The 26,109-nt window shown below is 58.8% G+C and carries 22 protein-coding genes; 11 read left to right on the top strand and 11 right to left on the bottom strand.

The annotated features are described in order from the left end of the window. Window positions 1–11: 11 nt before the first annotated feature. The 3 genes from AAF563_17760 to AAF563_17770 all read left to right on the top strand — a co-directional run bounded on the left by AAF563_17760 (window position 12) and on the right by AAF563_17770 (window position 3,934). Entirely contained in the window at window positions 12–1,091 is a 1,080-nt protein-coding gene (locus AAF563_17760; protein ID MEM7123131.1) for an aromatic ring-hydroxylating dioxygenase subunit alpha, read from the top strand. Window positions 1,092–1,561: 470 nt separating this feature from the next. Next, window positions 1,562–2,275 carry an AraC family transcriptional regulator gene (locus AAF563_17765; GenBank protein MEM7123132.1) on the top strand — a complete coding sequence of 238 codons (714 nt, stop codon included), beginning with the start codon at window positions 1,562–1,564 and terminating at the stop codon, window positions 2,273–2,275. Window positions 2,276–2,548: 273 nt separating this feature from the next. After that, window positions 2,549–3,934, top strand: coding sequence for an amidohydrolase family protein (locus tag AAF563_17770; GenBank protein ID MEM7123133.1), 1,386 nt, complete (start codon window positions 2,549–2,551; stop codon window positions 3,932–3,934). 41 nt (window positions 3,935–3,975) lie between these two features. On the opposite strand, the gene AAF563_17775 is transcribed toward AAF563_17770, so the two are convergent. After that, window positions 3,976–5,334, bottom strand: a complete 1,359-nt coding sequence (locus AAF563_17775) for an MmgE/PrpD family protein (protein ID MEM7123134.1) — start codon at window positions 5,332–5,334, stop codon at window positions 3,976–3,978. 297 nt (window positions 5,335–5,631) lie between these two features. On the opposite strand from AAF563_17775, the gene AAF563_17780 reads away from it, so the two are divergent. After that, a complete protein-coding gene (locus AAF563_17780) occupies window positions 5,632–6,540 on the top strand; it encodes an aminotransferase class IV (protein ID MEM7123135.1) in 909 nt (302 codons plus the stop codon). 27 nt (window positions 6,541–6,567) lie between these two features. Here AAF563_17780 and AAF563_17785 read toward each other — a convergent pair whose 3' ends face one another. The 4 genes from AAF563_17785 to AAF563_17800 all read right to left on the bottom strand — a co-directional run bounded on the left by AAF563_17785 (window position 6,568) and on the right by AAF563_17800 (window position 9,592). Further along, window positions 6,568–7,230 carry an amino acid ABC transporter permease gene (locus AAF563_17785; GenBank protein MEM7123136.1) on the bottom strand — a complete coding sequence of 221 codons (663 nt, stop codon included), beginning with the start codon at window positions 7,228–7,230 and terminating at the stop codon, window positions 6,568–6,570. Window positions 7,231–7,247: 17 nt separating this feature from the next. Then, window positions 7,248–7,994, bottom strand: coding sequence for a transporter substrate-binding domain-containing protein (locus tag AAF563_17790; GenBank protein MEM7123137.1), 747 nt, complete (start codon window positions 7,992–7,994; stop codon window positions 7,248–7,250). 138 nt (window positions 7,995–8,132) lie between these two features. After that, on the bottom strand, window positions 8,133–8,801 hold the full coding sequence (locus AAF563_17795) for an amino acid ABC transporter permease (protein MEM7123138.1): 669 nt from the start codon (window positions 8,799–8,801) through the stop codon (window positions 8,133–8,135). Then, a complete protein-coding gene (locus AAF563_17800) occupies window positions 8,798–9,592 on the bottom strand; it encodes an amino acid ABC transporter ATP-binding protein (GenBank protein ID MEM7123139.1) in 795 nt (264 codons plus the stop codon). Before AAF563_17800 ends, AAF563_17795 begins: the two co-directional genes overlap by 4 nt. A 362-nt stretch (window positions 9,593–9,954) precedes the next feature. Between AAF563_17800 and AAF563_17805 the strand changes: the two genes are divergently transcribed. Then, window positions 9,955–10,959 carry an AraC family transcriptional regulator gene (locus AAF563_17805; protein MEM7123140.1) on the top strand — a complete coding sequence of 335 codons (1,005 nt, stop codon included), beginning with the start codon at window positions 9,955–9,957 and terminating at the stop codon, window positions 10,957–10,959. Here AAF563_17805 and AAF563_17810 read toward each other — a convergent pair. Further along, a complete protein-coding gene (locus AAF563_17810) occupies window positions 10,956–12,299 on the bottom strand; it encodes an amidohydrolase family protein (GenBank protein ID MEM7123141.1) in 1,344 nt (447 codons plus the stop codon). The genes AAF563_17805 and AAF563_17810 overlap by 4 nt on opposite strands. Window positions 12,300–12,606: 307 nt before the next feature. Here AAF563_17810 and AAF563_17815 point away from each other — a divergent pair, with 307 nt between their 5' ends. Next, window positions 12,607–13,926 carry an aminotransferase class III-fold pyridoxal phosphate-dependent enzyme gene (locus AAF563_17815; protein ID MEM7123142.1) on the top strand — a complete coding sequence of 440 codons (1,320 nt, stop codon included), beginning with the start codon at window positions 12,607–12,609 and terminating at the stop codon, window positions 13,924–13,926. Between the two features lie 8 nt (window positions 13,927–13,934). On the opposite strand, the gene AAF563_17820 is transcribed toward AAF563_17815, so the two are convergent. Continuing rightward, on the bottom strand, window positions 13,935–15,131 hold the full coding sequence (locus AAF563_17820; GenBank protein MEM7123143.1) for an aminotransferase class V-fold PLP-dependent enzyme: 1,197 nt from the start codon (window positions 15,129–15,131) through the stop codon (window positions 13,935–13,937). A gap of 912 nt (window positions 15,132–16,043) precedes the next feature. On the opposite strand from AAF563_17820, the gene AAF563_17825 reads away from it, so the two are divergent. Then, window positions 16,044–16,955, top strand: coding sequence for a dihydrodipicolinate synthase family protein (locus tag AAF563_17825; GenBank protein ID MEM7123144.1), 912 nt, complete (start codon window positions 16,044–16,046; stop codon window positions 16,953–16,955). 121 nt (window positions 16,956–17,076) lie between these two features. Continuing rightward, window positions 17,077–17,484, top strand: a complete 408-nt coding sequence (locus AAF563_17830) for a RidA family protein (protein MEM7123145.1) — start codon at window positions 17,077–17,079, stop codon at window positions 17,482–17,484. Between the two features lie 148 nt (window positions 17,485–17,632). On the opposite strand, the gene AAF563_17835 is transcribed toward AAF563_17830, so the two are convergent. From AAF563_17835 to AAF563_17845, 3 genes are read right to left on the bottom strand one after another with little or no spacing between them, the layout of a single operon-like run. Continuing rightward, window positions 17,633–18,283 (bottom strand): amino acid ABC transporter permease, encoded by a 651-nt coding sequence (locus AAF563_17835; GenBank protein ID MEM7123146.1) that lies wholly within the window; start codon window positions 18,281–18,283, stop codon window positions 17,633–17,635. Next, entirely contained in the window at window positions 18,280–18,948 is a 669-nt protein-coding gene (locus AAF563_17840) for an amino acid ABC transporter permease (protein ID MEM7123147.1), read from the bottom strand. The genes AAF563_17835 and AAF563_17840 overlap by 4 nt, the downstream gene beginning before the upstream one ends. 8 nt (window positions 18,949–18,956) lie before the next feature. Continuing rightward, window positions 18,957–19,763 carry a transporter substrate-binding domain-containing protein gene (locus AAF563_17845; GenBank protein MEM7123148.1) on the bottom strand — a complete coding sequence of 269 codons (807 nt, stop codon included), beginning with the start codon at window positions 19,761–19,763 and terminating at the stop codon, window positions 18,957–18,959. A 452-nt stretch (window positions 19,764–20,215) separates the two neighbouring features. Between AAF563_17845 and AAF563_17850 the strand changes: the two genes are divergently transcribed. Continuing rightward, a complete protein-coding gene (locus tag AAF563_17850; GenBank protein MEM7123149.1) occupies window positions 20,216–21,151 on the top strand; it encodes a D-2-hydroxyacid dehydrogenase in 936 nt (311 codons plus the stop codon). 14 nt (window positions 21,152–21,165) lie between these two features. Here AAF563_17850 and AAF563_17855 read toward each other — a convergent pair whose 3' ends face one another. Beyond that, window positions 21,166–22,953 (bottom strand): IlvD/Edd family dehydratase, encoded by a 1,788-nt coding sequence (locus tag AAF563_17855; GenBank protein ID MEM7123150.1) that lies wholly within the window; start codon window positions 22,951–22,953, stop codon window positions 21,166–21,168. A 279-nt stretch (window positions 22,954–23,232) separates the two neighbouring features. Here AAF563_17855 and AAF563_17860 point away from each other — a divergent pair, with 279 nt between their 5' ends. Both AAF563_17860 and AAF563_17865 read left to right on the top strand, forming a co-directional pair. Continuing rightward, complete coding sequence (locus AAF563_17860) at window positions 23,233–24,162, top strand: LysR family transcriptional regulator (GenBank protein MEM7123151.1); 930 nt, start codon at window positions 23,233–23,235, stop codon at window positions 24,160–24,162. A gap of 294 nt (window positions 24,163–24,456) precedes the next feature. Continuing rightward, window positions 24,457–25,962, top strand: a complete 1,506-nt coding sequence (locus AAF563_17865; protein MEM7123152.1) for an amidohydrolase family protein — start codon at window positions 24,457–24,459, stop codon at window positions 25,960–25,962. Window positions 25,963–26,109 lie beyond the last annotated feature (147 nt).

Raw genomic sequence — 26,109 nt, forward strand, 5'->3', positions numbered from 1 at the left:
TGAACCCCACGATGACTCTTGTTGACGAATTGGCGCGCGCCGAAGCACATGCGCTGCCAGCATCAGTGTACGGTGACGTGGAGCTGGCCGACTTAGAAAGGGAGCGCATCTTCCGCCGGGCCTGGCTGCCTGTTGGCCGCGTTGACGAACTGCCCAAACCCGGCGACTACATCACCTATCGGCTACTCGATACCCCGCTCGCCGTCGTTCGGCAAACCGATGGCGGTCTGAAGGCGTTCGCCAATATCTGTCGACACCGCGCCTCCGGACTCCTCTCCGGTGATGGCCATTGCGCCAAGATCGTTTGCCCTTATCACGCCTGGTCCTATGAGCTCGATGGCCGGCTCGCGAGGGCGCCCTTCATGGGCCAAGACTTCAGGCGCGATGGCGTTCGCCTCGCTGAGCTACCGATCGATGTCTGGCAGGGTTGGATCTTTGTCGCTCTCAAGCCTGACCAGGCGCCGCCATCCACAACGCTCACCGACCTTGAGCAACGCATCGCGCCACGCGACATGACGGATCGGGTTCTGCTGTTTCGTACGGACGAGATCTGGGCCTGCAACTGGAAGACCGTGGTCGAGAACTTCAGCGAGCCCTATCACATCTTCTCGGCCCACAGGTCGACCTTGCCGGGAGCCCGGCCGGACCGCGATGTACGTCTGGAACCCGGCGGCGACGGCTTCGCCATTCACTGGTCGTCCTCAGGATTCGAACGCACGGAACACGGCGCCGACGCAATCGTGGAGCATCCGCTCATATCCGTATTTCCCGCCCATCTGTTTTTCCTTGTGCCCGATCGCGGGCTATGGCTTGCCCCGCAGCCCGATGGACCCATGCGAACTCGGATACGTTGGGGCGCAACCGCCGATGCCCGGAGCCTGCCGTCCGACCCGGACGCACGGCGGCAGCATATCGCCACGATTCGCACAGCCTATGAGGAAGTCAGCGCCGAGGATCAGGCCATCTGCGAGAGCATCGCCCGAAACACCGCCGTATCGGGCGCAGGTGGTGGGCGCCTCGCCCCGACTGAAGCGGCGCTCGTCGAGTTCTGGCGCTGGCTTGCCGCACGACTGGCGAAAGCTTCTTCATAGTCTGTTCCTGTCGGTCGGGATCGCTGCAACGGCACCAGCCACCGTCAAGCTGTGGCCGAAAACCGTACGTCGGTCACCTGCCCTGAAAATCGCCCCCTCAACACTTGGCCATGCCAAGCCACATTTGACGGCCCAAACTCGGCGTTGTTAGCATTTCGATTCAAATGGATACCCAAACAACGCCAATGGACCCTCTTATCCAACCGATATTGGACGGTGGGAGACCGTATAGCACAGCGGTTCATCACCCGTACGGCTTCGAAGGGGCTGTCCGCTTCCCGACCCCTGAGAGGTACGGCGAAGGCTATGAAGACAGGTTTCTTTTCGAGAGCTCATGTCTTCTGACCGTCAAGCAAGTCCAATTGAGACAGTGGAGAAGATTGCACGACATTCGACTAGGTAGACTGGTGTTCCATTTTCATCTTGATGGCCAACGACGTCCCGAGCTCCCGGGTGTCGGCGAGCTCGACATGTGCACGCCGACCCTCCTCGCTTACTTTCAGCCGAACAGCCGGCCGCAGGTATTGGCGTGGCAGGATGGCGGCCACTATGCGAGCGTCGCCGTCAGCTTCGATGTCGATCGTCCTCCCAGAGCCGTGGAATCGGGCTTTCGGTCGATCGCCGAGCGGCTTCAACAGGTCACGCAGGAAGAGGACTGTTTTTGGGTCGCGCGGCCATTGAACCTGGAGATGCAGACGATCGCACGCAAGCTTTTTGCGCCGGATATCCACGACAGCCTCATCCAGAGCTATATCTCGTTGAAGGCCCAGGAGCTCTTGTGCCTGGCAGTCGATAAAGCTCTGATAGACCAAGGCAGCGGCCTACCCCGCAGGCGTGCCGCCGATAAGGTCGGCATGGCAAAAGCCTATATTGACGAACACGGATTGGAGCAGATTTCCGTCAAGGAGGTCTGCGCGCATCTGTCGATTTCCGAGTCCCACCTATCGAAGAAGTTTCGCGAACGTTTCGGGACGACAATCTACGAATACATCGTCGATGTACGGATGGCCAAGGCCTATGACCTGCTTTCGTTCAGCGACCTGCACTTGAAGCAGATCGCCTATGAAGTCGGTTACAACCACGTCTCGAACTTCTGTACCGCGTTCAAGAAGAAGTACGGGATGACGCCGAATAGCGTTCGGACACAGCAGGACCTTGCCGCCTCTTCGCCGATAAGCCACTGAACCCACATCATTGGTAGGACGTTTGGCGATGGCCAAGCGTGACTGCGGACCACAGCTTCACAAAGAACTCGCCGCGATCGCATAAGGCCTCGTGGCTGATTGCTTGCCGGCATCCGCTAACATCACGGGCGATGCTTGGCATTGTCTTCCGGCGAAGCGTCCCTCGGTCACTTGACCAGCCGCGAGCAGGCGGGGTTTCTGGGGAACGCAAGCGTCCGAACGCCACTCTCGAAGACCGACAAGATTGCAGCGAATACATGTGAGGATGTCTTGGTGAAAAGAAAGAGCCTGGCCGATATCATCATCGTCAACGGCGACGTCTTTACGGCGGATAAGAGCAACCCTCATTTTTGTCCGGGCGCGATCGCCATTAAGGATGGCGTGATCGAGGCTGTCGGGGACGAGAAAGATATTCTCCCGGCGTTCGAGGCGGCCAGCCGAATTGATGCGTGCCTGGCACTGGTTCACCCGGGTTTTATCGACACACATCTCCATGCGACAGGCATCGCCTACCATGGCGCTCCGTTTGCCCCAACGGACCCCGCGGACAGCAAGCTCAACTATTCGCAGTTGAAGTGCAGCACCAACGAAAAGATCACCGCCGCCTACACGGCTGCGGCCGCCTGTTCACTGCTTCAGCGCGGTTTCACGATGTTCATGGAGGCAGGCACCGTCTTTGAAACCGATGCGTTTGCCGAGACGCTTCAAGACTGCGGCATGCGCGGCCTGGTCTCCGCCCCATTCGGTTGGGACGACATTGCGGCCATGCTTAAGCGCTGGCCCGGCATGATGCCGGAGCAGCTCGTCGATAGAGCGCCCGCCGACGCCGACAGAACGCTTGATCAACTCAACAAAGAACTCAAACGTAACATGGCCGACGATGGTTTGGTCAGAGGCTATGTCTGCCTTTATGGCGAAGGAACGGCGACCGACGACCTCACCAAGGAAGCCGTCAAATTGGCCCGCGACAACGGCGTTGTTTACTATCAGCACCAGTCGTTCTTGCCGGTGTTCGCCGAAGCGGAAAAGAAGGCGCGTGGCGATACTGGCGCCGTGCGGCTAAACAGGCTGGGCGCGTTGGATACCAACACGACACTGGCCCACATGAACTACCTGAGCGAGGAGGATGTCGACATCCTGCTTGCGACAAGACCAGGCCTCGTTTGGTGTCCCAACAACGGCCTTAACCATGGGGTCACCCCGCCGCATCGATGCTGGTTCCCAAGCCTGCATCGACAGGGCTTGAGCGTCTCGCTCGGTGTCGATACGACGCTCGCCCATCCGATTGGCATATCGGGTCTGATCAGCCTCTACCTGTCCGCGAACATCGGCGAGCGGCTGGATAGCGCAGACCCCTTCCACATGCAGACGATCGCCGCGGCCAACAACATCGGCATGGGCGACAGGCTCGGCAGTCTGACGCCCGGCAAGCGTGCCGACATCGTGATCAGAGAGCGCCGCGATATCACCCAGACATCGTGGGAGGATACGTCGGGCATTCTGCTGTCGCTGTCCTCAGCGATGATACCCGTCGATACGGTTCTGATCGACGGCAGGGTGGTCATGGCGGAAGGCCGCCTGACAACCAGAGATCAAGACGAGATCCTCGCAACGGCCATTCGCCAAAGGGACAAACTTGCCGAACGGCTGATGCAGTAAGCAATGGATGCTGGCACCGATATCTCGGGCGCTGCAAAAAACTAGCGCTGAAACGTTTGCCTGACGTTCGTTTCGTCCAAGACGTCGACGGCGGCAATCAAGGCTTCAGCCCGGTCCTTTCCAACTACCGGCAACGCCAGAGCAAAAAACTTGCCGACGACCTCGTCTCTGCCAAACGGCGGTCCCTTCGGTTGACCCGTTGGCCATTCAGCCGTGACTGCCCTACTCGTCCCGTCGCGACGCCTTGCCGTGAGCCGGACCGGCAACCTGGCGTCCGCATAGAACGCTTCAGCGGCGCCCTCGAGCACGGCCAAGGTAACCTTCTGGCCTGTCCGCTTGAGGTCGGCATCATTGAGGTCTTCGTCGCGAAGACCGAGCGACGATGACTTGCCGTGCAACTCCAACGCCAGCGCATAGGGGATGTGAAAGATGGCTTCCAGGGTCGATTGCGGCCAGGCGCCGCCGAAATCCCGGACGAACTCTTCGACCGTCTCCACATGCAGTACGTCGAGATTGTCCTTGTTCAGCCCCAATGACTTCATCAGTTCGCGGGTGCAGTCAATAGCAGTGTGGATCCACCGGCACACGCCATAGGGTTTGAACCCGACATCTTGCACCATGAACCGCTCGCCCAGCTCATTGGTCATGGCGTCGGGGTCGAACCGGTCCGACCCCGCCATGACCCAGAATCCGCTGTCGCCGTCAAAGATCTCCTTGTTCCCGTGAAACCCCGCCTCGACGAATGCGGCCGCCGTAATGGCGCCTCTGTTCGCCCATCCGTAGTTGTTCTTAAGCCGGTTCATCGGTTTGCTGTGAAACTTGCGGATGAACGGAACCGGCGCATGGATGGCAGCCAAACCAAAGACATCGGCGGTTTGCATGGCCGAGAAACCATGAAGCTTCGCAAGCGCCGCCGCGGCGCCGAAGATCTGCCAGCAAGCCAGCCCTTTGACTTGCTGGTCGCGGGGTTCCGTTGCCACGATGGCGGCGCCCAGACGCAATGACATTTCGTACCCGGCAACAATCGCGGTGAGCAAGTCGGTCCCCGACGCGTCGCGTTCTTCGGCAACGGCGATCGCGGCCGGGATGATCGATGCGCCAGGATGGCCAAACCTGACATAGGAATCGTCCAGGCTGAAGGCACTGGCCGCGTGGGCGTTGGCGTGTGCCGCGTTGGCGGCCGTCATTCTGGTTTCGGTACCGAATACCGATACGTCACCACCGTCATCGCCCTTCGTCAGGACCTTTCGCAGCGTCCTCGCATGGTCGGTGGCGCCACCGGAGATCATGCACCCCAGATGATCCAGGATCAGAAGCTTGATCTTGCCGACCACGTCCGGCGGCAGGTCGTCAAACCGGATCTTCTGGAGCTCCGTCGCAACATCGACAGCCAGCGCCATAACGCCATCCCTCTGTTCGCTACCGGCGTCCGTATTCTGGGGAATGTCGGGGGTTTAGAAACAGACGGAGCTTATGGATTCCCTTGGCTTGATTATGGGAAATTGGGTATGTTGGCAGCGGATCTCTCGACCAAGACACACCGACCCGCGAGACCGCCCCGCGCCTACCTTACGGGCGACAACGGGGCGCCAGCCTCCATAAACGAAGCGCAGATTGAATAACGCCCAAAGACTGGTCTTGTCCGGCCGTGGCTCTAGCATTCGATGAGGCAAAGCGACTCTGGAAGGATCCGACACATGACCGCCACGCGTGTTGCTTGGTACAATGGCGAGACGATGCCCGAGGCGGACGTCCGTATCCCCTTCCGGGATCTGGGGTTCATCTACGGTGACTCCGTCTATGACACGGCAAGGACGTTCAATGGCATCCCGCATCTGGTCGATGACCACGTCGATCGCCTGTTCGCTTCGCTGAAATACGTCATGATCGACGTCCCCTACGACCGCCAGACCATTGTCGACGTGACGAAAGAGATCGCCGAGAAGAACAAAGCTCTGCTTGGCCCCGACATGGACTACTGGGTGTGCCAACGAGTCTCTAGCGGCGTTCAAACCATCGAAGGAGAGGCTCCGCTTCAGTCGGGTCCGACGTTCATCATCGAGTGCAAGCCGATCCCGTTCAAAGCGAGAGCGCCGATGTTTCGGGACGGCATCGATGCGGTCATCTCGAGCCAGCGCCGCTTCGCACCGGACGCGCTGAGCCCTAACGCTAAGACGTCGAACTACCTGAACATGCTGATCGGCGCGCGCGAGGTCGCGGCCATCGCGCCTCATGCCTGGGCCGTCCTACTCGACCACAAGGGTTACGTCTGCGAAGGCGCTGGATGCAATATCTTCTTTGTGCGAGACGGCAGGGTTGTCACACCGCCACGCGAGAGCGTGCTGCCGGGAGTCAGTCGCCGTCTCGTCATCGAACTGTGTGTCGATGTTGGTGTGGAATGCGCGGAGGAGCCCATCACACTGTTCGATGCGGCGACCGCGGATGAGGCTTTCTTTTCCGCCACCAGCCTTTGTATGTGCCCGCTCAGGAGCTTTAACGGCCGACAGTTCGAACTCTCTCCAGGCCCTATTACCGCCCGCCTCATGGATGCCTACAAGCAGCGTGTTGGGTTCGATTTCGTGGCCCAGTTTCTGGCGCATCTCTAGGTCACGCAGCGCCGACATCGTAGCGCATCAATACATCCCACGCCGCAGCCTAACCTCATAGGTGCGCGCCAATATGGCCAGCGGATACGCCATGACGAAGTAGATGACCGCGACAATCGTCAGGATCTCAACAAGCCGCAGGCTCTCGACAGCGACCAGCTGGCCGACACGGGTCAGTTCCAACGCGCCAATGCCGGCGGCCAGTGACGAGTACTTGATCACGGTAATGAACAAAGCCACGGTCGGCGGGAAGATGTTGCGCATCAGTTGTGGAAAGATGACAAAGCGGAACGTGTCGGCCTTGCTTAGGCGCAGCACGACGGCGGCATTTGACTGAGTCTTGTCAACGCTTTGAAGACCCGCTCTCAAGATCTCGCTGAAGAATGCCGCCGTATTCAGACCCAAGGTGACCCAGGCCGTGGTGATCGGTCCAAGGTTGATCCCGGCCACTTCCGGCAAGACCAGATAGACATACATCAATTGCAACAAGGCCGGGGTGGTTCGAAACACCTCGACATAAACCTGGATGATCGTGCGTATCGTTCGGTCGCCGGACCAATGGGCGACGGCCAACACCATGCCTAAGGCAAACCCCAGCAGGACCGCCAGCACCACAATCTGGACGGTCGCGATGGCGCCATCGAGAAGCTCGGGCCAATAGTCGATGACCGAGCTGAAGTCGAAGCCCATGATCCGGCAGCCGCCGCTTAGATCTTACCCTCAAGAACGGGCTGAATATGGATGTTATAGAGTTCGTCGATCGCGCCTTCGGCTTTCAACTCCTTAACGTAGTCGTTGAAACTGGCCGCCAGATGGTAGGCGTTTCTATCGACGATCAGAGACCCGACGCAGGTCGTGTCTTCCAACCGTTCCGTCTTTGACGGCAGGAACGTGAACTGGCCGGGATAGGCGGACTCGACCTTTGTGATGTCGATCGGCGCGTCAAGGACGGTTGCCGTTCCGCGTCCACTGAGGATCTCAAGCGTCACCTGCGCGGTCGATCCGCTTGTGATCTTCTTTGTCTCGGCATCGGGGAAGTATTCGGCAACGTGGGTTTCCTTCCAGGTGCCCGCGGGAAACACAAACGTGACATCGGGACTGTTGAGCTCTTCAAGCGTGAACGGCCCTTCATCGGCCAGAACCGCCACGACACCGCCACCTTGATAGTGCGACTCAAGGAACGTCACGACTTCCGTTCGTTCGGGTTTCCAGCAGAAAACCGGCGCGACATCCCACTTGCCGGATTGAATGCCGGCGATGGCGTTGCCCCAGGTGCCCGGGATCATCTCGATCTCCACACCGATGCTTTCGGCATAACCTTTGACGATGTCGTAATCGATCCCGGAATAGGTCCCGTCCGCCGCAGCAACGATGTAAGGCGGGAACGAGACGCCGACCATGCGTATCGTGCCCCGATCCATGATTTCGGCGAGGGTCTCCTGTGCATCGGCCACGCGGACATCCAATCCAACTGTCAAGCCGATGGCCACAAAGCCGGCACCAAGAACACGGCAAACGTTGCCCACTAGCCTACCCAACACGTTTCTCGTTTTCATTAGTCTCTCCTTTTTTGGATGCTCATATCGAGGACGCTAAACGCTCGCGAATCCCATGCGGGACCGTACCTCCAGACGTCGTGCAAGGAGGATGAGCGGATAGTTCAGACTGGCGTAAAGGACCGCCACGAATGTCAGGATCTCCAGGAACAGGAAGTTCGACGACGCTGTCACTTCAGCGCGATGCAGGATCTCGCCCAGCCCAATGACCGCCGCCAGGCTGGTGTCTTTAAGCAGCGAGACGAGGACGTTGGTCGACGGCGCCAGGATGACACGCAGCGTCTGCGGCAGGATGACAAAGCGGTACTTATCGAAGGTCGAAAGCCCAAGGACGTCGGCGGCGCGGTGCTGCGTCTTGGCAATCGCCTGCAGGCCGCCGCGAAAGACCTCCGCCATGTGGGCGCCGACGCTTGCCGACAACGCGATCGCGCAAACCGTGATGCCGTCCAGCCGCCAGCCGGTTACGATGGGCAGGACGTAATAGGCCCAGATGATGTGGACCAGTGGCGGGGTCAGCAGAAAAAAGTCGATCCATCCAATGGCAACCTGACTGAGCACCGGCAACCTGGACAATCGCGCGAAGACAAGGATCAACCCCATCACCACGCCCACCGACATGGCGACGACCGTCAGAGTCAGCGTGATCCACGCACCGATAGCGATGTAGGGGATGTCCGAGGCGATGTTGATAAAACCGTCGATCATGCGGCAGTCTCGGCATCCATCAGGACATGCAAGAAACGCGACGCCTGCTCGGTCGTTGGGTTGGTGAACATGGTGTCGGGCGGGCTGTCCTCGACAATGACGCCATCGTCCATGAAGATCACCCGGTCGGCGACGTCGCGCGCGAAACGCATCTCATGGGTCACGACCAGCATCGTCATGCCGTCCTCGGCGAGCTGACGCATGACCTTGAGCACCTCGCCGACAAGTTCCGGGTCAAGCGCCGACGTCACCTCGTCGAACAGCATGACCTTCGGGTTCATCGCAAGGGCGCGCGCTATGGCAACACGCTGCTGCTGGCCGCCCGAGAGGTTGACGGGGTATTCGTCCGCCTTGTCCCGCAGGCCAATTCTCTCCAAGAGACTTATCGCGAGGTCTTTGGCCTCGCGGGTCGCCATGCCGCGAACCCGCTTCGGCGCCAGGGTGATGTTCCGCAAAACCGTCAGGTGGGGAAACAAATTGAAGCTTTGAAATACCATGCCGACTTCGCACGAGATCGCCTGGCGCACCGGCTTCGGCGCCAACGAACCCGCCTGATCGGGGCCGGTGCTGATCACCGTGTCGTCGACCTCTATCGATCCAACCTCGATGTCTTCCAGCAAGGCGACGCAGTTCAGGAGCGTGCTCTTGCCCGAACCGCTGCGGCCGATAAGGACGACGACCTCGCCCTGGGCGACATCAAGATCGACGCCGCGCAGGACGCGCAAGTCACCGAACTGTTTGTGAACACCCCTCAGTCTGACGAACGGCGTTGTGTCAGAACCACTGTGCATGCAGTCGCCTCTTCTCCACGGTTCTGTGGGCTGATCGCACCAGGGTTAAGCGTGCTATCGGGCTCCTGCGCGAAGTCCCGGCAACGCTTGCTCCAGATGAGAGTCTTCACGTGATTTCAGATGCTTAGAAGAGGGCGAAAGTTATGCGGTCTGCGAGATTCGTATGACCGGTTCGACCGCCACGCGCCGCCTCATCGTGTTTGCGTCCGCATGCCTCTCAGCACTCATTGTCTGAGCAGATCGGCGTTCGTGACTCCACCCCAGCTTGATTCTTCTTAACCGCGCTGCAATCATTTTGTGCATGATCGCATCGGCTGGAACGCCGGTCATTGACGTGCTGACAAGCGGTAGCGAGTGAGGTCATGCAAGCTCTTGAACGCCTGAGTTTTAGTCGGTCGCTGTCGCGTGCGCCGCAGCACCCCAGTGGCCTGGACACTGCCGTCAGATACTGCCTTCCCAGCGGCCTTGGCGAAGGCTACGAGGATGGTTTCGCCATCGAAGACAGCTGCTTGCTCACGACAAAACAGGTCAAGATTCGGCAAGGCTTCGAGGAGACCGAGCCCGGCGCCGGCCGACTGGTCTTCGTCTTTCACTTGAGCGGCGGTCGAACGGTCGAGATTCCGGGCGCCTCGCGTCACACACTGAGCTTGCCGTGTTTCGTCGCGTACCACCATCCCGCAGGCATTGCAAAAACGAACGTCTGGGACCGCGGCGGTTGGGACACCGGCGTCACGATCGGCTTCGATTGCGACGATCCGCCATCGGAGGTGAAGCAGCAGCTCCCAGCACTGACACGGACGATTGACACCGCCTTGGACGAGAGCGCGGAGTTCACCTGGTTTCAAAGCCCGCTGACGCCTGAAATGGAAAGCGTTGCCGGACAGCTCCTGGCGCCCAACATTCATCCAAATCTGTTACGCGACTACATCTATGCAAAATCCAAAGAGCTGCTGGTGTTGGGCCTGGACAGCATTCTCAACGACCACCAGCAACGCCCGGAAAGTCCCGAGTCGATTCGTGAGAAGATCAAGGCCGCCAAGGTGATTCTGGACGAGAACACCCGCGATAAGATCGGCATCGGCATTCTCGCCGAAGAACTCGGCATCGCACCCGCCACGCTCTCCAAACAGTTCATGGAGACTTTTGGCCTGACGATTCACGAGTACGCGACAGAACGGCGCATGACCAAAGCCGTCCACATGCTTGTCGCGACAGATCTTTCGATGAAGCAGATCGCTTACGAAGTCGGCTACAACCACACCTCTAACTTCTGCCTCGCCTTCAAGCGGCGCTTTGGCGTCACGGCCCGGCGCGCACGCTTGGAGGGCAGAGGAGCCGAGCCGAAGGACGGTAACGCGCGCGGCTAAGTGATTCCCGCACGGGCCGCAATCCCGCGTGCGGCCGTTCTCGAACGCTCGACGGCACGGTCTCGATCAACCCTGACAGGTTCCCCGGCGTGGTAGACGAGGTCGCCGGCGACATAGACCGAGCGGACGGTCTCACGCGACCCGTGGATCGTGCTCTCCAGCGTTACATCAAAACCATAGTCGCCGGATGGGCTGGGGTGCCGGATGACAAAGTCGGCGTGTTTTCCAGGCTCCAGACTACCTGTTGCTCCTGACGCACCGACCGCGGCGGCGCCGCCTTGCGTCAAAGCCCTGAGCGTGTTCTGGGCCGAGATCGTGTCGCCGACAGTCGAAGAGGCGGCAATTGCCAGGCCGGCGAGCCCGTCAAAGTTGATGACCCAGGGTATGTCCGTCCCAAGACCCAGGGGAACCCCGGCGCGCTGAAGTGCGGCCATTCGCGGCGCGGCACCCCCCTCGCCGATCATATGCATCTGTCCGAACGGGCACCAAACAACGGAGACGCCGTGTTCCGCCAACAGCGCGACCTCGTCCGGGCGAACGACATTCATGTGAATGAATGTCACACTGTCATTCAGCAACCCCTCGTCGGCGTAGTACTGATAAAGTGACGTTCCAAGCTGCTTCTCCCGTTCAAGATGGGCAGACGGCAGAAAGCAAAGGTGCATCTGAAACTGCACATCGGCCGACTGCGCAAGCTCCAGGGCGGCACGATGTAACGCCATGGATTCGGTTCCTTCACCGTAGATGCCGACAAAGGCCCGCACCAGACTGTCTGGCCGGTCGTTTCGAAACAGCTGGGCCCCCATACGTTCCAGCGCCTCGTCGAGGTCCGCCGTCCAGCGAGCGAGAAATCCGGCGCTTGAGAGGTGTCCCAAGGTCTCGCCGAGCTGACGACCGCGATCCCCGACGTAAGGGTCGGTCAACCAGATCCTGATTCCGACCTCATCGGCGACCGGCGCGACCGCGTCCGCGTTAAAGATCGTGCCGGGATCAATAAAACCGGTGTACCCGCATTTGAGGTAGTCGATTGCGGCGAGTGTCGCACTGGCGTGCTCATCCTCAGGCCGGACATGCTCCTTCCAATGACCTTGGGTTAGTGCGCTTGCCGCCAGCGCGGGCCGAACCGAGCGTGCAATGTACTGTGATACGTGGACATGGGCGTCGATGAAACCCGGATGAACGACACCGCCATTGGCGTCGACCGCAGTCCGGGCAACGAACTGCCGTTTTATGGTTTCATCCTCGCCGACGGCGACGATCAGGCCGTCGCGCACCGCCAAGGCGCCGCCTTGGACGACCCTATCGCGCTTGTCCACGGTCAAGAGGCGAGCATTGTGCACCAGCAGATCACAAGCCTCTTGGGCTATCGGCGACGGCTCGTTCAAAACGCAAACCTTGCTTCAGAAGGCGGAACATTGATCAACACTTACCGGAACCCGGCACAGCGTCGGCGGCAACATCCCAGAAGCCGCCGTGGTTCACCAAGGTAGAGCGCCTTATGAAGATGCGCTTATTCGTATGCGCCGAGCGTCATGATCCTTCAGAACGCACATAAGAATTCGACAGAGCGAATAGCTTTCATTCATCGACCGGCGCCGGGGACAAACCGACTATCGCCAACCCGCAAATGCTCTGAAGGCGCCACACATGCCGAACGTCAACCGACCCGAAGACATCCACGACGCTATCGACCATGAAGAGAAGCGATATGCCGATTTGAACCCAAAAAGCCGACAGGTGTTCGATGAGGCGGGCGCCTACCTACCCGGCGGCAGCTCACGCCAGTCGCTTTACTTCGATCCGTTTCCACTCTTCCTCGCACGCACGGAAGGCAGCCACGTCGAGGATGTGGACGGTCACGAGTATGTCGATTTCACCAGCGACATGACGGCGGCACTCTATGGCCACTCCAATCCGGCCATAACAGATGCGCTGCGCGACGCCTTATCGAATGGCATGAACTATGGCGGGCCACATGTTCACGAGGTCGACTTGGGCAAAGAGATCTGCGAAAGATTTTCGTCGATCGACCTCGTGCGTTTCTGCACGTCCGGTACCGAGGCCAATCTGATTGCCATGCGGCTTTCGACAGTTGCGACTGGTCGCCCGCTGATCCTCGCCTTCGAGGGTGGCTACCACGGCTACATGTGCAACTACCTCTCGTCGGACATGCCGTTGAACGTTGAAGCCGACAGAATGCTGTTCGCTACCTATAACGATACCGAAAGCGTCGATCGCCTGGTCGCCAAGCATGAAGGTGCGATCGCGGCCATCATTATCGAGCCGATGATGGGAAGCGGCGGCGGCATCATGGCTGAACCGGCATTTCTCGAGACATTACGGGCAACAGCGGACCGTATCGGCGCCCTGCTGATTTTCGACGAGGTGCAAACGGCCCGTTTCGCACCCGGCGGCATGCAATCGATCCTGGGCATCGACGCCGATATCACGGCGTTGGGGAAGTTCTTCGGCGGCGGCCTGAACTTCGGTGCGGTCGGCGGCAGAGCCGACATCATCGACCGGCTGAGTCCGACCCATCCTCAAACGCTGATGCATGGCGGGACGTTCAACAACAACGTGCTGACGATGATTGCGGGTTACACCGGCCTCCGGCATGTCGCGACAAACACCGGCATGCAGGCGCTCAACACCAAGGGTGACGAGTTGCGTCAGCAGTTGAGCGACAAGGCCAAGGCGAGGTCTTTGCCCTTCAGTGCCGGTTGCTTCGGATCGATACTATCCCTGCACTTTCAGAGCAGCCTGCCGACAAATCCGTCGCAGATCGCGACGACGGCGGCGTTACGGAAACTCTACCAACTCTTCATGCTGAACCGCGGGATCTACATCACCAGACGCGGCGCGATCAATCTCTCCTTCGCCCATACGCGCGATGATGTCAGGCATATGGCTGATCGATTCGATGAGTTTCTCGATACCTATGGACACCTCACGAGCTCGCCAAACTAGCCACCTCGCTATGAGTAGGTGTCGTCGTCGAACGCGACGGTCCGGCCGGAGACCCGAACCTCGTCGACCGCCGCGGCGAGGTCGGTAAGGTAGGCGTCGACGCTCTTGGCGTGAACGGGATTGACCGAGTAGTGGATGGCCATTGGTTTCGCGGTGCTGCCGACAAACCACCCGCGTTCGCGCATGCAGGCCATCACGGCGTTGATGTCGACCTTGTCGTCCGACGAATCGAAGACGAAGACAGCCAGGTCATAGGGGCGATAAACCCTTAGACCCGGTATTGCCTCGATGCCACCGATCAGACGGTCCCGCGTCTCCATGACGACCTTTGTCGCGGCCACATAGCCTTCTTCGCCCAGATAGTTAAGCGCGGCCCAAGCACCCGCGACCGCACCACCGGGGCGCGATCCGCTGAGCGTGTAAGTTACGTAGGCGCCCCGGGGCCAGTCGTTGAAACTGAACTTGGCGCAATCCTTGAGGACCTGCGAACGGTACAGCGACAGTGACGCCCCTTTGGGAGCGTAGCCGTATTTGTGCAAGTCGGCCGATAGGCTCGTAACGCCAGGCACGCTGAAATCAAAGGGTGGAATGTCGTAACCCAGCTTCTTGGCAAAAGGCGAGAGAAAGCCACCAAGACAAGCGTCGACATGGCACCAGAGCCGATGCTCCTGGGCGAGCGCCGCGATGCCTGCGATATCGTCAAAGACACCATGGGAATAGGACGGCGCCGACCCGACGATCATGACCGTGTCGGCGGTCAGCGCGTCACGCATGGCCGCGACATCGGCCCGAAAGTCCTCGCCCATCGGGACGCGAGTCACCGTCATGTCGAGCATGTAGGCGGCTTTGTTGAAGGACGGGTGCGCCGTTTCCGGCGCGACGATAACGGGATCGTTAACGTCCGGTCTGTTGTCGCGCGCCCACTTGCGGGCGGCTTTGACCGCAATGGTGATGCTCTCCGTGCCGCCGCTTGTGAAGATGCCGGCGCCTCCATTCGGGCAACCAAACAGCCTCAGACCATGATCAATGACCTCGTCTTCCAGTTCGGCGACGCTTGGAAAAGCCTTTTTGCCGAGCGCGTTTTCGCCGAAGTAAAGCTGGTAGGCCTCGCGAATGGCAAACTCGAGACCTTCATCGAACCAGTAGCTGTAGAGCGCAACCTTGCCTCCTTCCCAGTCGAAGTCGCCGTCTTTTCGTGACTGCAACTCCGCTTTCAGGGCATCCCATTTTGGCGACGTAACGTTCCGCAGACCCATCGCGCGTCCTTCTGACCAACCATGCCGGAGGACCGGCACACACACGGACGCTGCCGTTGCCGATCAACCGTAGTCAGCATCGGTTTAGCAGACATCAATCTCTCAGCGGTCACCTCCTTAGTTATGCCGGACGACATAGACTTATGGGGCCCTGATGCGTCCCACGCGCCCGCGCGGTCCGTCGGGTGGCAGGCAGTGCAAATGGACTCACGCATGCGGCCGGTCTGCCTCAATCTTGCATGTCACAAAACGCGAGCACTCTGGATACGAAGGGAACGGCTAGGGTGCGCCAAGAACGTGATCGCTCAGCAATGGCCATCTGATGGCGCCACAACCCGTGATATGGAGAGTCGTGGTGGTGCGAATACTCCGCCGCTCCACTGAGTCCGCCCAGAACCTATGTCGCGATCGAAACGCGAGTCCCTAGAACTGAAATCCGACACCCACCAAGGGGCCAGCATAGGTTAGATCCAGATCCAGCCTGGAGCTGCCGCTGCCTTCGCTGTCGTCGAAGGCATAGGCGCATGAAGCGTGGCCGATCGCGCCAACCAGATACCCCCCACCTGCTCCAGTTTGATTGTTAGATCATGATGGACCTGTGGTCCATCTGGATGATCGCTACGCGAGCCGCCGGACCGGAGGATCATGCAACAGGTGGTGCAAGGGGTGGTCCACGACACACGTTAGGAGGTTTCTCAGGTTGAGGTGGATCGAGCCAGAGTGTTTCGTTCGATTTAGCGAAACCAAGCTTCGAAACTATCAGGTTTCAGCACGACTGCCGCGCCATGTAGTCTGATGTCAGGTAACACTATGGGCTGATCGATTGTGCCAACGAGCAATCCGAACGTTTCGAAACCGACGTTGAGTGCCGCACTCGTCACACCCGTCGACTCAGCGGGAGATGTACAGCTCCGCAAACTCGTCGATCACGCGCACTGGGTGCTGGGCAATGGCTGCGATGGCATAGTCCTGTTCGGCACGACCGGCGAGTCGGCGTCGTTCTCGCCTGACGCAAGATCCGCCGCCCTTGACGCTTTTGTCGGTGCTGGCGTTCCACCAGAAACCGTTATGGTCGGCACCGGTTGCTGTTCGATCGCCGAGACGGTCAGGCTTTCTCGGCAAGCTCTTGATTTGGGCTGTCAGGGAGTCCTCATCCACCCGCCGTTCTTCTTCAAGAACCCGAGCGAAGACGGCATTTTCGCCTTCTATGCGCGTGTCATTGACGCTCTAGGCCGGGACGACGCCAAGATCTATCTCTATCACTTTCCAGACGTAACTGGCGTTCCGCTGACGTTATCCTTGATCGAACGGTTGCTGAACGACTTTTCGCCGGTGATCACAGGCATCAAGGACAGCAGTGGTTCTTTCGAGAACATGAAGGCACTTGTCAGCTCCTTTTCGGAGCTCGCCGTCTATTCCGGAGACGATCACTTGCTGTGGCCGCTGCTAGAAGCAGGCGGCGCCGGTGCTATCACGGCTACGGCCAACCTGATACCGAACCTGCTTCGCGATGTCGCGGATGGCTGGCAAAGCAACAGCCCGGCGGCCCAGGCCGCCCAGGCGACGTTGGTCGGTCTGTGGGAAGATACGCTGTTGAAGTTTCCGGTTAGTGAGGCGGTCAAGGAGTTGATCGCCGACCTGTCGGAGGACCCTGGTTGGAGAACGGTTTGCCCACCCCTTGAGCCGCTCCCTTCTTTACGTCGGCAGCAGCTCCTCTCGCTTGCAGATCCTTTCCTGGAAGCCATTCCCTCAGGCCTCGGCACCTCGCATTAAAAGAAGCGTGGCGCGATGGCTACGGGCCTGCGCAATGCAAGCTTCTTGGCGGCCAGACGATGCCACATCACCAAGCGACGCTATCCAGTCGTGACCGTAACATCAGCATTGGAGACAGAGAGTGACGGACAGCAGCAGCACTATCAGGCTCGAACATGGCGCACCCGGCGAAGAAGGCATGCCATTCTCCAGCTTCGTCCGGGCCGGCGACTTCATTTATCTCTCCGGGTTGGTCGCACTTGGTGACGATCAGGAGATCGTCAGTGGCGGTGTCGGCGCCGAAACGACGAAAATTCTTGATGTGGCAGATGGCATACTGCGCAAGGCTGGCAGCTCTTTGAAAGATGTCGTGAAGGTCAGCATCTGCCTTGCCAACCCATCGGATTTTGACGAGTTCAATGCGGTCTACGCGAAGTACTTCACCAGCAAGCCGCCGGCCAGAGCAACCATTTGCGCCAGCCTAACCATCGATGCAAAGGTCGAAATCGAACTAACCGCCTATCAGCCTAACGGCCTTCAGGGCTCCTAGAGTCTATGCGCAAGCCGCCACGTCAGTTATCGGTGTGCTTCGAGTTTCGGTGTGCTGAAATCGGCCTGGTGGGAAACTCGTCGGCGATCCACAGACACCGAAGCTGGAACGCTTCGTTTCCCGAAGTTCGCTTGGCTCCCGTCCGATCTCAACGCTCCGTTGATAGGTGCTGCTCCATTCTGCGCGCCCAGACCGTCAGCGGGAAACATATGATGAAGTAAATCAGTGCCGCCATGCCGAATATGATGAACGGCTGAAACGTCGCGTTGGTCAGAATCTGTGCGGTCCTAGTTACCTCACTGAATCCTATGATCGAGGCAAGCGCGGTACCTTTGACAAGTTGCACCATAAATCCCACCGTCGGCGGAATGGCGGTACGCAGAGCCAAGGGCAGGATGACAAAACGCAACTGCGCCAAGTATCTCAAGCCCAAGCTGGCGCTGGCATCCCACTGACCGCGCGGGATTGCTTCGACGCAGCCGCGCCATATGTCGGTAAGGTAGGCACTTGCATACAGCGTGAGACAAAGGGACGCCGCTACCCACGCCGGAACGTCGAACCCCAGCATCGGAAGGCCGAAGAACACGAGAAACAACTGCATCAGCAACGGCGTGCTTTGGAATAACTCGACATAAAGCTTGATTGCGATGTGCACGCGCTTGTACTTGCTGACACGGATCGCCAGCAAAACCAGTCCCAACGTTACGCCGCCGGCAAAGGCTATGCCGGAGAGTAGCAGCGTCCAGCGGGCAGCCAGCAGCAGATTGCGCGCGAAGTCCCAGAGCGTGAACTCCATCATCGGCCGCGTCCTGCGAAGAGCCGGAAACCGGCGAGCGCCAAAAGGCGTCGCATCAGCAGTGCCATGACGAGATAGATAACCGTGATCACGACGTAAGTCTCGAAGGCACGGAAGTTACGCGACTGGATGAAGTCGCCGACATGGGTAAGATCGACGACGGCAATCTGTGAGACCACGGCCGACTCAAGCATGGTGATCGTGATCTGGCTGACAAGGGCCGGATAGACCGTGACCAGTGCCTGCGGCAGGATAATCAGCACGAAGATCGGGATCGCGTGGAGACCCACGCTGCGCCCGGCTTCGCCTTGTCCGTCTGGAACTGACTCTAGTCCGGCACGCACAATCTCTATGGCATAGGCGCCAAGGTTTATGGTCATGGCAAGCGCCGCGGCCTGCAGCGCTGTGAGACGCAAGCCCAGGCTCGGCAGCCCGAAAAAAATGAAAAACATCTGGACGATGAACGGCGTGTTGCGAATCAGCTCGACGTAGGTGACGATCGGCCACCTCATCCACGATCGCCCACTCCACAACGCGGCGGCGCCAAAAATCCCGACGGCGACTCCAGCTACAGCAGAAACGGCGGTCAACCCTAAGGTGACCGCCGCCCCTTCCGCGAACAAGTCGACGTACTCAAGCAGCGCCCCAAAGTCTAACTGGTACTCCACTCAGTCGCTCAGTGTTGCAAGTTTTCGGGCAACGGAATTGACAGCCACTCCTGAGAAATAGAATCAAGCGTACCATCTTGCTTGATCCGTACGATGAACGCCTCAAGTCGCGCTAACAGGCGTTCCTCGCCCAAGTTAATCGCCATCGCTGACGGCGAATTCAAGAGCTGGAACTTTGACTCCGGTTCCATGTCCGGCTTTTGTGCCAGCACCGCCGCACCGACGTCATTGCCAACAACCATCATGTCGACCTGACCAGAAAGAAAGGCCGAGATAACACCGTTGTAGTCGTTGAAACGCTGAATGTCCGTACCCTCGGGGGCGACCTCCGTCAGACTCGTGTCCTCAAGCGTGCCGCGGTTAACGGCTAGCGACTTCCCGACGAGGTCTTCCGGCCCCGTCACCTCAAGAGACTTCGGCCCGACGACATCGATCGAATATGGCGCGTAGGGCTCAGTAAAGGCCAAGACCTCAGCGCGCTCATCGCTGTAACCAACGCTGACCATCATGTTGATCTTGTGTTCCAGAAGCATCGGGATTCGGTTCTGGCCGGTGATGCCGACGAGCTCCGCCTCGACACCCAATTCTTCAGCCAAGGCGTTGATGACATCAATGTCGTAACCGTGGGATCGCAGATCTGGGCCAGCGGAAGAGAACGGCGGGAAATCTTCAAAAAACCCAATCCTTATGACGCCCGCATCCATTATGTCGTCTAGTTCATCGGCGTTCGCTGCAGGCCCGCCGGCCTGATAAACGAACAGGGCCAGAGTAAGGACCGAGGCCGCCGCAACACATTTTTTGGTTAGTCCAAGCATTCTATCACTCCCCTTTTGTCTTTGAGCTGCTGTCATCCTGCTGCTCGTTTGGACATGCCCAACGTCGCATTTTCCTCAGACTGGTGAGGTCACTGGACGTCTGCAGAGATCGCTCCTGCGCCTAAGACTTGCGAAAGCCTCTTCTTCATGAATAGCTCGGCAAGTAACTGCCGAAACGTCGGTCGCTTGGTTCGTGGCCGCCACGATCCACAAACCCTTGCATGACTGCTAACCGAGCCCCTCAACATGCGCAGGCCATGTGCGTACCCGCAGTGTGAAAATGTTCCTCGAAATGCCGAGCCATCGAAAGGTGAGGAAATCAAACTATGGTTCGACATTTAGCCAACGACCTCCATCGATGCTTCCTAGATAGATGACCCTTGTTCGCTCAGCTAACACGGCTCATTTGGCCCGCCCCTTGACCCTAGGTGCCTCCAACAGAGGATCCATTCATGGACGTTTTTCTGTTCTCCTCAGCCTTCGACCACACACAGATCGAGCGAGTACGAAGCGTGATCGGTGACGACACTCTCCACGTACACGACCAGTTCGAGGAGACCGACAATCTGGGCCCCGCATTCATGACCAGTCAGGTGGTGTTTGGGAACATCCCTGCCTCTTGGGTGCCGCGATCGCCGTCTCTTGAATGGCTGCAGTTGTGCTCTGTCGGCATCAGCGAGTACTGCGAACTGGATTGGCCGGCACTTGAAGATCGCATCACACTGACGAATCTGCCGGACTTCTTCACCGAACCCGTCGCGGAATCCATCCTGGCCGGGATACTGGCTCTTTACCGCGGTGTTAATCGACTTGCCGTGTTGCGGGAAAACTCAGATTGGCAGGGCGATGCGATACGTGCGCAGCTGGCAACCCTGAGAGGGGCAGCCGTCGTGCTTTTCGGCTATGGCGACATCAATAGGCGATTGGAAGAGCTGCTGGCGCCATTCCAATGCAACGTCACCCGCTTTGGCAGCGAGTGGACACCCGCTCAACTCGACAAGGCTCTGGCGGCTGCAGATGTTGTGGTCAGTACGGTCCCGGAAACCGACGGCACAATCGGCGTCTTCAACGAGGCCCGCTTGGCCTTGCTCAAGAACGATGCACTCTTCGTTAACTTTGGACGCGGTTCCGTCGTCGACGAGGCCGCCCTAGCCGCTGCCCTGCATCGACAAGCAATCGGCGGCGCGGTGATCGATGTCACCCAGGAAGAGCCACTGCCGAAGACCCATCCCTTCTGGACCGCGCCGAACATGATCGTAACCCAGCACAGTGGCGGCGGTACGGTAGACGAGATGGACCAGATAATCGATGTGTTCGCCGACAACCTCGCGCGCTATCGCCGTGGTGAACCATTGCTCGGCATTGTCGACTTCGAGAAAGGGTACTGAATCGACGTTAAACTTCACTCGACGCGGCGTGGCAACTTTTTGCCAATCCGTTTGTACTGGACCATATCTTCGAACACGCCTCCCCTGTCGAGATCGGTCACGTTTTCGCGGTAAACCTGCTGCCACCACGTCTGGTTCACCGGATACTCGAACTTGGTGTTGCGAAACCGCTCGGCAATCTCCTCGTCATCGATGAGCAAGTCGACACGGCGCTCGTTGAGGTCAAGTCGAATCCGGTCACCGTTCCGAAGAATGGCTAATCCACCACCGGCCGCGGCTTCGGGTGAGACATGGAGAATGGACGGTGCTCCGGAGGTGCCACTTTGGCGACCATCGCCCATTGTCGGCAGCTCGTTTATGCCCTGCGTAAGAAGCCGTGCAGGCGGCCGCATATTCACCACTTCAGCCGATCCGGGATAACCAACCGGACCGACACCTCTGATGACCAGAATGGAATGCTCATCAATCTCGAGCTCAGGGCTGTCGATGTTCGCCCGGTAGTCTTCTGGGCCATCGAACACCGTCACGTTCAGCTCGCATACGTTGGGACAATCTGGTCTTGAGAGATAGCGGGCGCGAAAGTCATCGCTGATCGCAGAGGTCTTCAAGAGGCCCGATCGAAAGAGATTGCCCGTTAGAACCGTGAACCCACCATTCCTGGTGACCGGCTCCTGTACGGTCCAAACCACGTTTCGGTCCTGGGTTTCTCTGTTCGCGCAGTTCTCAGCAACAGATTTCCCGTTGGCGGTCATCGCGTCGCCGTTCAGCAACCCGGCCTCGTTGAGCTCGTACAGCACGGCCTGGCAACCGCCCGCATGGTGAAAATCCTCGGAGAGATACTCACCGACAGGCATGCAGTTGACGATTTGCGGGACGTCGGCGCCGAGCACCTGCCAGTCCTCCATCGTCACATCGATACCCGCGTGTGCCGCAATTGCATTGATGTGGATCTGTGCATTCGTGGACCCGCCAAGGCCGGCACAGACGACAATCGCATTTTCTATGGAAGAACGCGTGATCAAGTCGGAGGGTTTAAGGTCCTCCCACACCATGTCCACAATCCGACGGCCTGTTGCATAGGCGATCTGCTGGCGTTCCCGATAAGCCGCTGGTGCCGAAGCGTTATCCGGAAGTGACATACCAAGCGCTTCCGCAAGGCAGTTCATCGTCAGGGCCGTACCCATGGTGTTGCAATGACCGACCGAAGGCGCGGTACAGCCCGTGATATCAAGGAAGCCGACAGCGTCAATCTCACCCTTTGCGAAGAGCTTCCTGGCCTCGAACATGGTCGTACCAGAGCCAACACAGCGACCCATGTACCGGCCATTGAGCATAGGTCCGGTAGACAGGGCAATCGCCGGTAGGTCGACACTGGCCGCTGCCATCAGCTGCGACGGCGTGGTCTTGTCACACCCGGTGGTCAGCACAACTCCATCCAGGAAGTAACCATGCAGGATCTCGATGAGACTCAAACTCTGCAGATTGCGATCTAGAGCTGCGGTTGGCCTGCGGCCCGTCTCCTGAATCGGGTGGATCGGGAACTCGATGGGTATGCCGCCTGCATCCCGAATGCCGTCCCTCAGTCGAAGTGCCAGCGTTTGATGGTGACGATTGCACGGCGCCAGATCCGAACCGGACTGTGCGATTCCGATCACCGGCCGGCCGGACCGCATCTCCTCCTGCGTTAGTCCGTAGTTCAGATAGTGCTCGAGAAGCGTTGCCGCCTGATCGATATCATCGGGGTTGTTGAAGCACGCACTACTGCGGAGGTCCTCAGGGCGTTTCTTGCGATTTCTAGTCACGGTTCGCCCATGTTCTCGTTGAATCTAAAGGCGCCGCTCTCGACGCTCGACCACTCAGATAGTTCGTGCCGACTGGCCACCATCTCGGATGGCCGCTTACAGTGCCAGTTTGTCGCGTCAGGGCAATGAGAAATGGCGGGCCAAGCTTGCGACTGACGGAGATCCGTGCTTTCACCTGTACTAGGTAGTCTGCTTTGTGACGTAAATCCGAAGCTGTCGAAGTACTGTTCTATAACTTGACAACATAGCCGCCGCGCGCCCGACCTGGAGGAAAGTGGCATGGCCGGACGAAGAAAGGTCTTTTCGGGTCAGATAAGTGACGTCGACCTGCGTTTGGTTCGCGTGTTTAAGACCGTGATCGAATGCGGGGGCTTGTCGGCAGCACAGACTGAACTGGGAATTGGCCGCTCCACGCTATCCAAGCACATCACTGATCTGGAAACACGATTTGGCATGCGTCTTTGCCATCGTGATCGAAGCGGTTTCCGCCTAACCCAACAGGGCCGTCAGGCCCTTGTGTACATTGAGCAGTTTGTCGCGGCCGCTAACGACTTCAAGGAGAACATCGCCGGCATAAACGACAAGCTGATGGGCAAGATCGAAATCGGCGTGATTGACTACGCGGTTTCAGATGACAGGAACCCGTTGATCAAAGCGATCATGGAGTTCCGCGAGATCGCACCTGATGTCACGGTGAATCCGACGATTGGCACGCCCAGCGAAGTTGAGCGCGGGGTCATCGACGGACGCTTTCATATCGGGATCGTCCCTGACTATCAACGTTTCTCCGGCCTTCAGTACGCTTATCTTTATGAGGAGATCGCGGGCCTGTTTTGCGGCGGCCAACATCCGGTCGCTCAGGCCATTGATCGTGGCGACGAATTGGACGAACGGGAAATCTACAAGAGTGAACTTGTGCACCGGGGGTTCTTTGAGAGTGATGAATTACGTCGCCTGAAACAGACGTTTCCCGTCGGTAGTATCGTCAATCAGACCGAGGCAATGCTCGCCCTTGTTGAGGGCGGAATGTACTTAGGCTTTCTCCCAGTACATTGTGCGACGTCAGGTCATGGCGACATCCGTGAGATCCTACCGGATGTATTCCGCTACACCATGCCGATTTATGCGGTGTTTCGAAGCAATCGCCATCACTCTGCTATCTTGCAGGAGTTTCTACAGGTCATGCTCAAAGGTCGGTCGGGAAGCTAACCCTTCCTCTGTCACAAACGGCAAGCCCACGACGTGATGATCTGTACTTTCTCCCAAGGCCAATTCTCCGATGACCTTGAGATTGAGCCTATCAAGCTTCTTCGTTTTCTTGACCTTCGTTACATCCGCGCCACCCGAACGTTGATCTGTCAGACCTGGATTGCACACCCGTGTTTGCCGCCCATGTTGGCCTGCTCAGTTGACCCTGCGGCATCGATTTGGCGGTAAGATCACAGTCTCGACCCCAAAGGCATCGACGCCGTTGGTCGTTCACCAGGAGGAGAAGACCTGTCCATGAGTATCCTCATTCGAAATGCATCGGTTCTCACACTCGATCAGGAGGACCGCTTCCTGGAGACCAGCGACATCCTGATTGATGGTGACAGGATTGCCGCCATCGGTGATGACTTGGTCCGAACCGAAGCCGGCGCGACTGAGCGCGTCATCGACGGAACCGGGTTGCTTGCCATGCCCGGCCTGATCAACGGTCACTTTCACTCGGCAAGTGCGTTCATGAAAGGCGCATTCGATGGCTTTCCCCTGGAAGTCTACATGCTGCGCGAGACACCGTCCGACGACTTGGCCAGCGGTCAGCGGGCCGGTTATCTGCGCACCATGTTGTCGGCCCTGGAGCTCATCAAACTAGGTGTCACGAGTGTGCGCGACGACCAGCACTTTTTCCTGCCGGCAGCCGACGATACGATCGATGTCACGCTCCAGGCCTATGCCGACGCCGGGATACGGGCATCGGTTGGCATTGCCGATCCGAACCTTCCTGAATACGCGACATTGCCGTTTCTGCAGGACATGTTGCCGCAGAGCGCGATCAAAGCGATGGATGCGCGGTCATGCAAGTCAACCGCTGACATGGTCGCCATGTATGACCGCGCGTTTGCCCGATGGCACAATCACGATGGCGGCCGGCTCGCCATTCACGTCTCTTGTTCGGCGCCGCAGCGCGTTACCCGCGAGACCATGAAGGCGTTGGCCGCGCTCGCCCAAGAGCACGACGTCGCCTTCGACATGCACATTCTAGAGACCAAGATGCAATACGTGCATGGCCGCGAAGACCACGGCCAATCTCTGATCGCGTATGTCGACGACATCGGCGCGCTAAACGAGAACAGCGTCGTTATTCATGCCGTTTGGGCCGACGACGACGATATCGTGCGCATGGCCAACGCAGGCGCCATGGTCGCCCACAACCCCGTTTCCAACCTGGCGCTTGGCAGCGGCGTCATGTCGTTACGCAAGATGATCGACGCCGGTGTGCCTGTCTGCCTGGGCACCGACGAAGCCTCGGTCGACGAGAGCAACAACCTTTGGATCAACGCCAAGGTCGGCACCATGCTGCAGAGGATCGATCAGCCGGATTACGACCAGTGGCCCGCGGCGGAAACCTATCTGAACTGCATCATGGATGGCGGCGCCAGGGCTCTGCGCAAGCACGGCGAGCTCGGCCAGCTCCGCGAAGGCGCGCTCGCCGATATCATTCTGCTCGATCTCGACCGCATGCCGTTCGTGCCCTTGAACAACCTGAAACGTCAGCTTGTCACCGCCGAAACCGGTTCTTCCGTCGTCATGACCATGGTGGCGGGCCGGGTGATCTGCGAGAACGGCCGCGTTCTGACCGTTGATGAGGCGGCCATCAAGGATGAGATCAGAGCGATGTGGCCGCGCTACCGTGCGCTGTGTGACGCGTTCAACCGGGAACGCGCCGAACTCGAGACCATCACCCACGGCATCTACGACCGGTGCGCCCAGTCGGATATCGGCTTCACCAGATGGATCGGCGGCTAAAGTAGATTCACGCAGCTAGGCGGGAGTGCGCGCCGCCGCTATGTGACCTTGAAACCAACGTAGAGATAGTTGGCAGTTCTGTAAGTGTGGCAATCTCTCTCCGACACGACTATGGGGGCTCCGCCTCTCGAACACGTACCATGTGCA

The organism is Pseudomonadota bacterium (assembly GCA_039028155.1).
Classification (GTDB): domain Bacteria; phylum Pseudomonadota; class Alphaproteobacteria; order SP197; family SP197; genus JANQGO01.

Coding starts and splice junctions, on each gene's coding strand:
- AAF563_17760 (MEM7123131.1), top strand. CDS start 12: ATGACTCTTGTTGACGAATTGGCGCGCGCCGAAGCACATGCGCTGCCA.
- AAF563_17765 (MEM7123132.1), top strand. CDS start 1,562: ATGTGCACGCCGACCCTCCTCGCTTACTTTCAGCCGAACAGCCGGCCG.
- AAF563_17775 (MEM7123134.1), bottom strand. CDS start 5,334: ATGGCGCTGGCTGTCGATGTTGCGACGGAGCTCCAGAAGATCCGGTTT.
- AAF563_17780 (MEM7123135.1), top strand. CDS start 5,632: ATGACCGCCACGCGTGTTGCTTGGTACAATGGCGAGACGATGCCCGAG.
- AAF563_17785 (MEM7123136.1), bottom strand. CDS start 7,230: ATGGGCTTCGACTTCAGCTCGGTCATCGACTATTGGCCCGAGCTTCTC.
- AAF563_17795 (MEM7123138.1), bottom strand. CDS start 8,801: ATGATCGACGGTTTTATCAACATCGCCTCGGACATCCCCTACATCGCT.
- AAF563_17800 (MEM7123139.1), bottom strand. CDS start 9,592: ATGCACAGTGGTTCTGACACAACGCCGTTCGTCAGACTGAGGGGTGTT.
- AAF563_17805 (MEM7123140.1), top strand. CDS start 9,955: ATGCAAGCTCTTGAACGCCTGAGTTTTAGTCGGTCGCTGTCGCGTGCG.
- AAF563_17815 (MEM7123142.1), top strand. CDS start 12,607: ATGCCGAACGTCAACCGACCCGAAGACATCCACGACGCTATCGACCAT.
- AAF563_17835 (MEM7123146.1), bottom strand. CDS start 18,283: ATGATGGAGTTCACGCTCTGGGACTTCGCGCGCAATCTGCTGCTGGCT.
- AAF563_17845 (MEM7123148.1), bottom strand. CDS start 19,763: ATGCTTGGACTAACCAAAAAATGTGTTGCGGCGGCCTCGGTCCTTACT.
- AAF563_17850 (MEM7123149.1), top strand. CDS start 20,216: ATGGACGTTTTTCTGTTCTCCTCAGCCTTCGACCACACACAGATCGAG.
- AAF563_17860 (MEM7123151.1), top strand. CDS start 23,233: ATGGCCGGACGAAGAAAGGTCTTTTCGGGTCAGATAAGTGACGTCGAC.
- AAF563_17865 (MEM7123152.1), top strand. CDS start 24,457: ATGAGTATCCTCATTCGAAATGCATCGGTTCTCACACTCGATCAGGAG.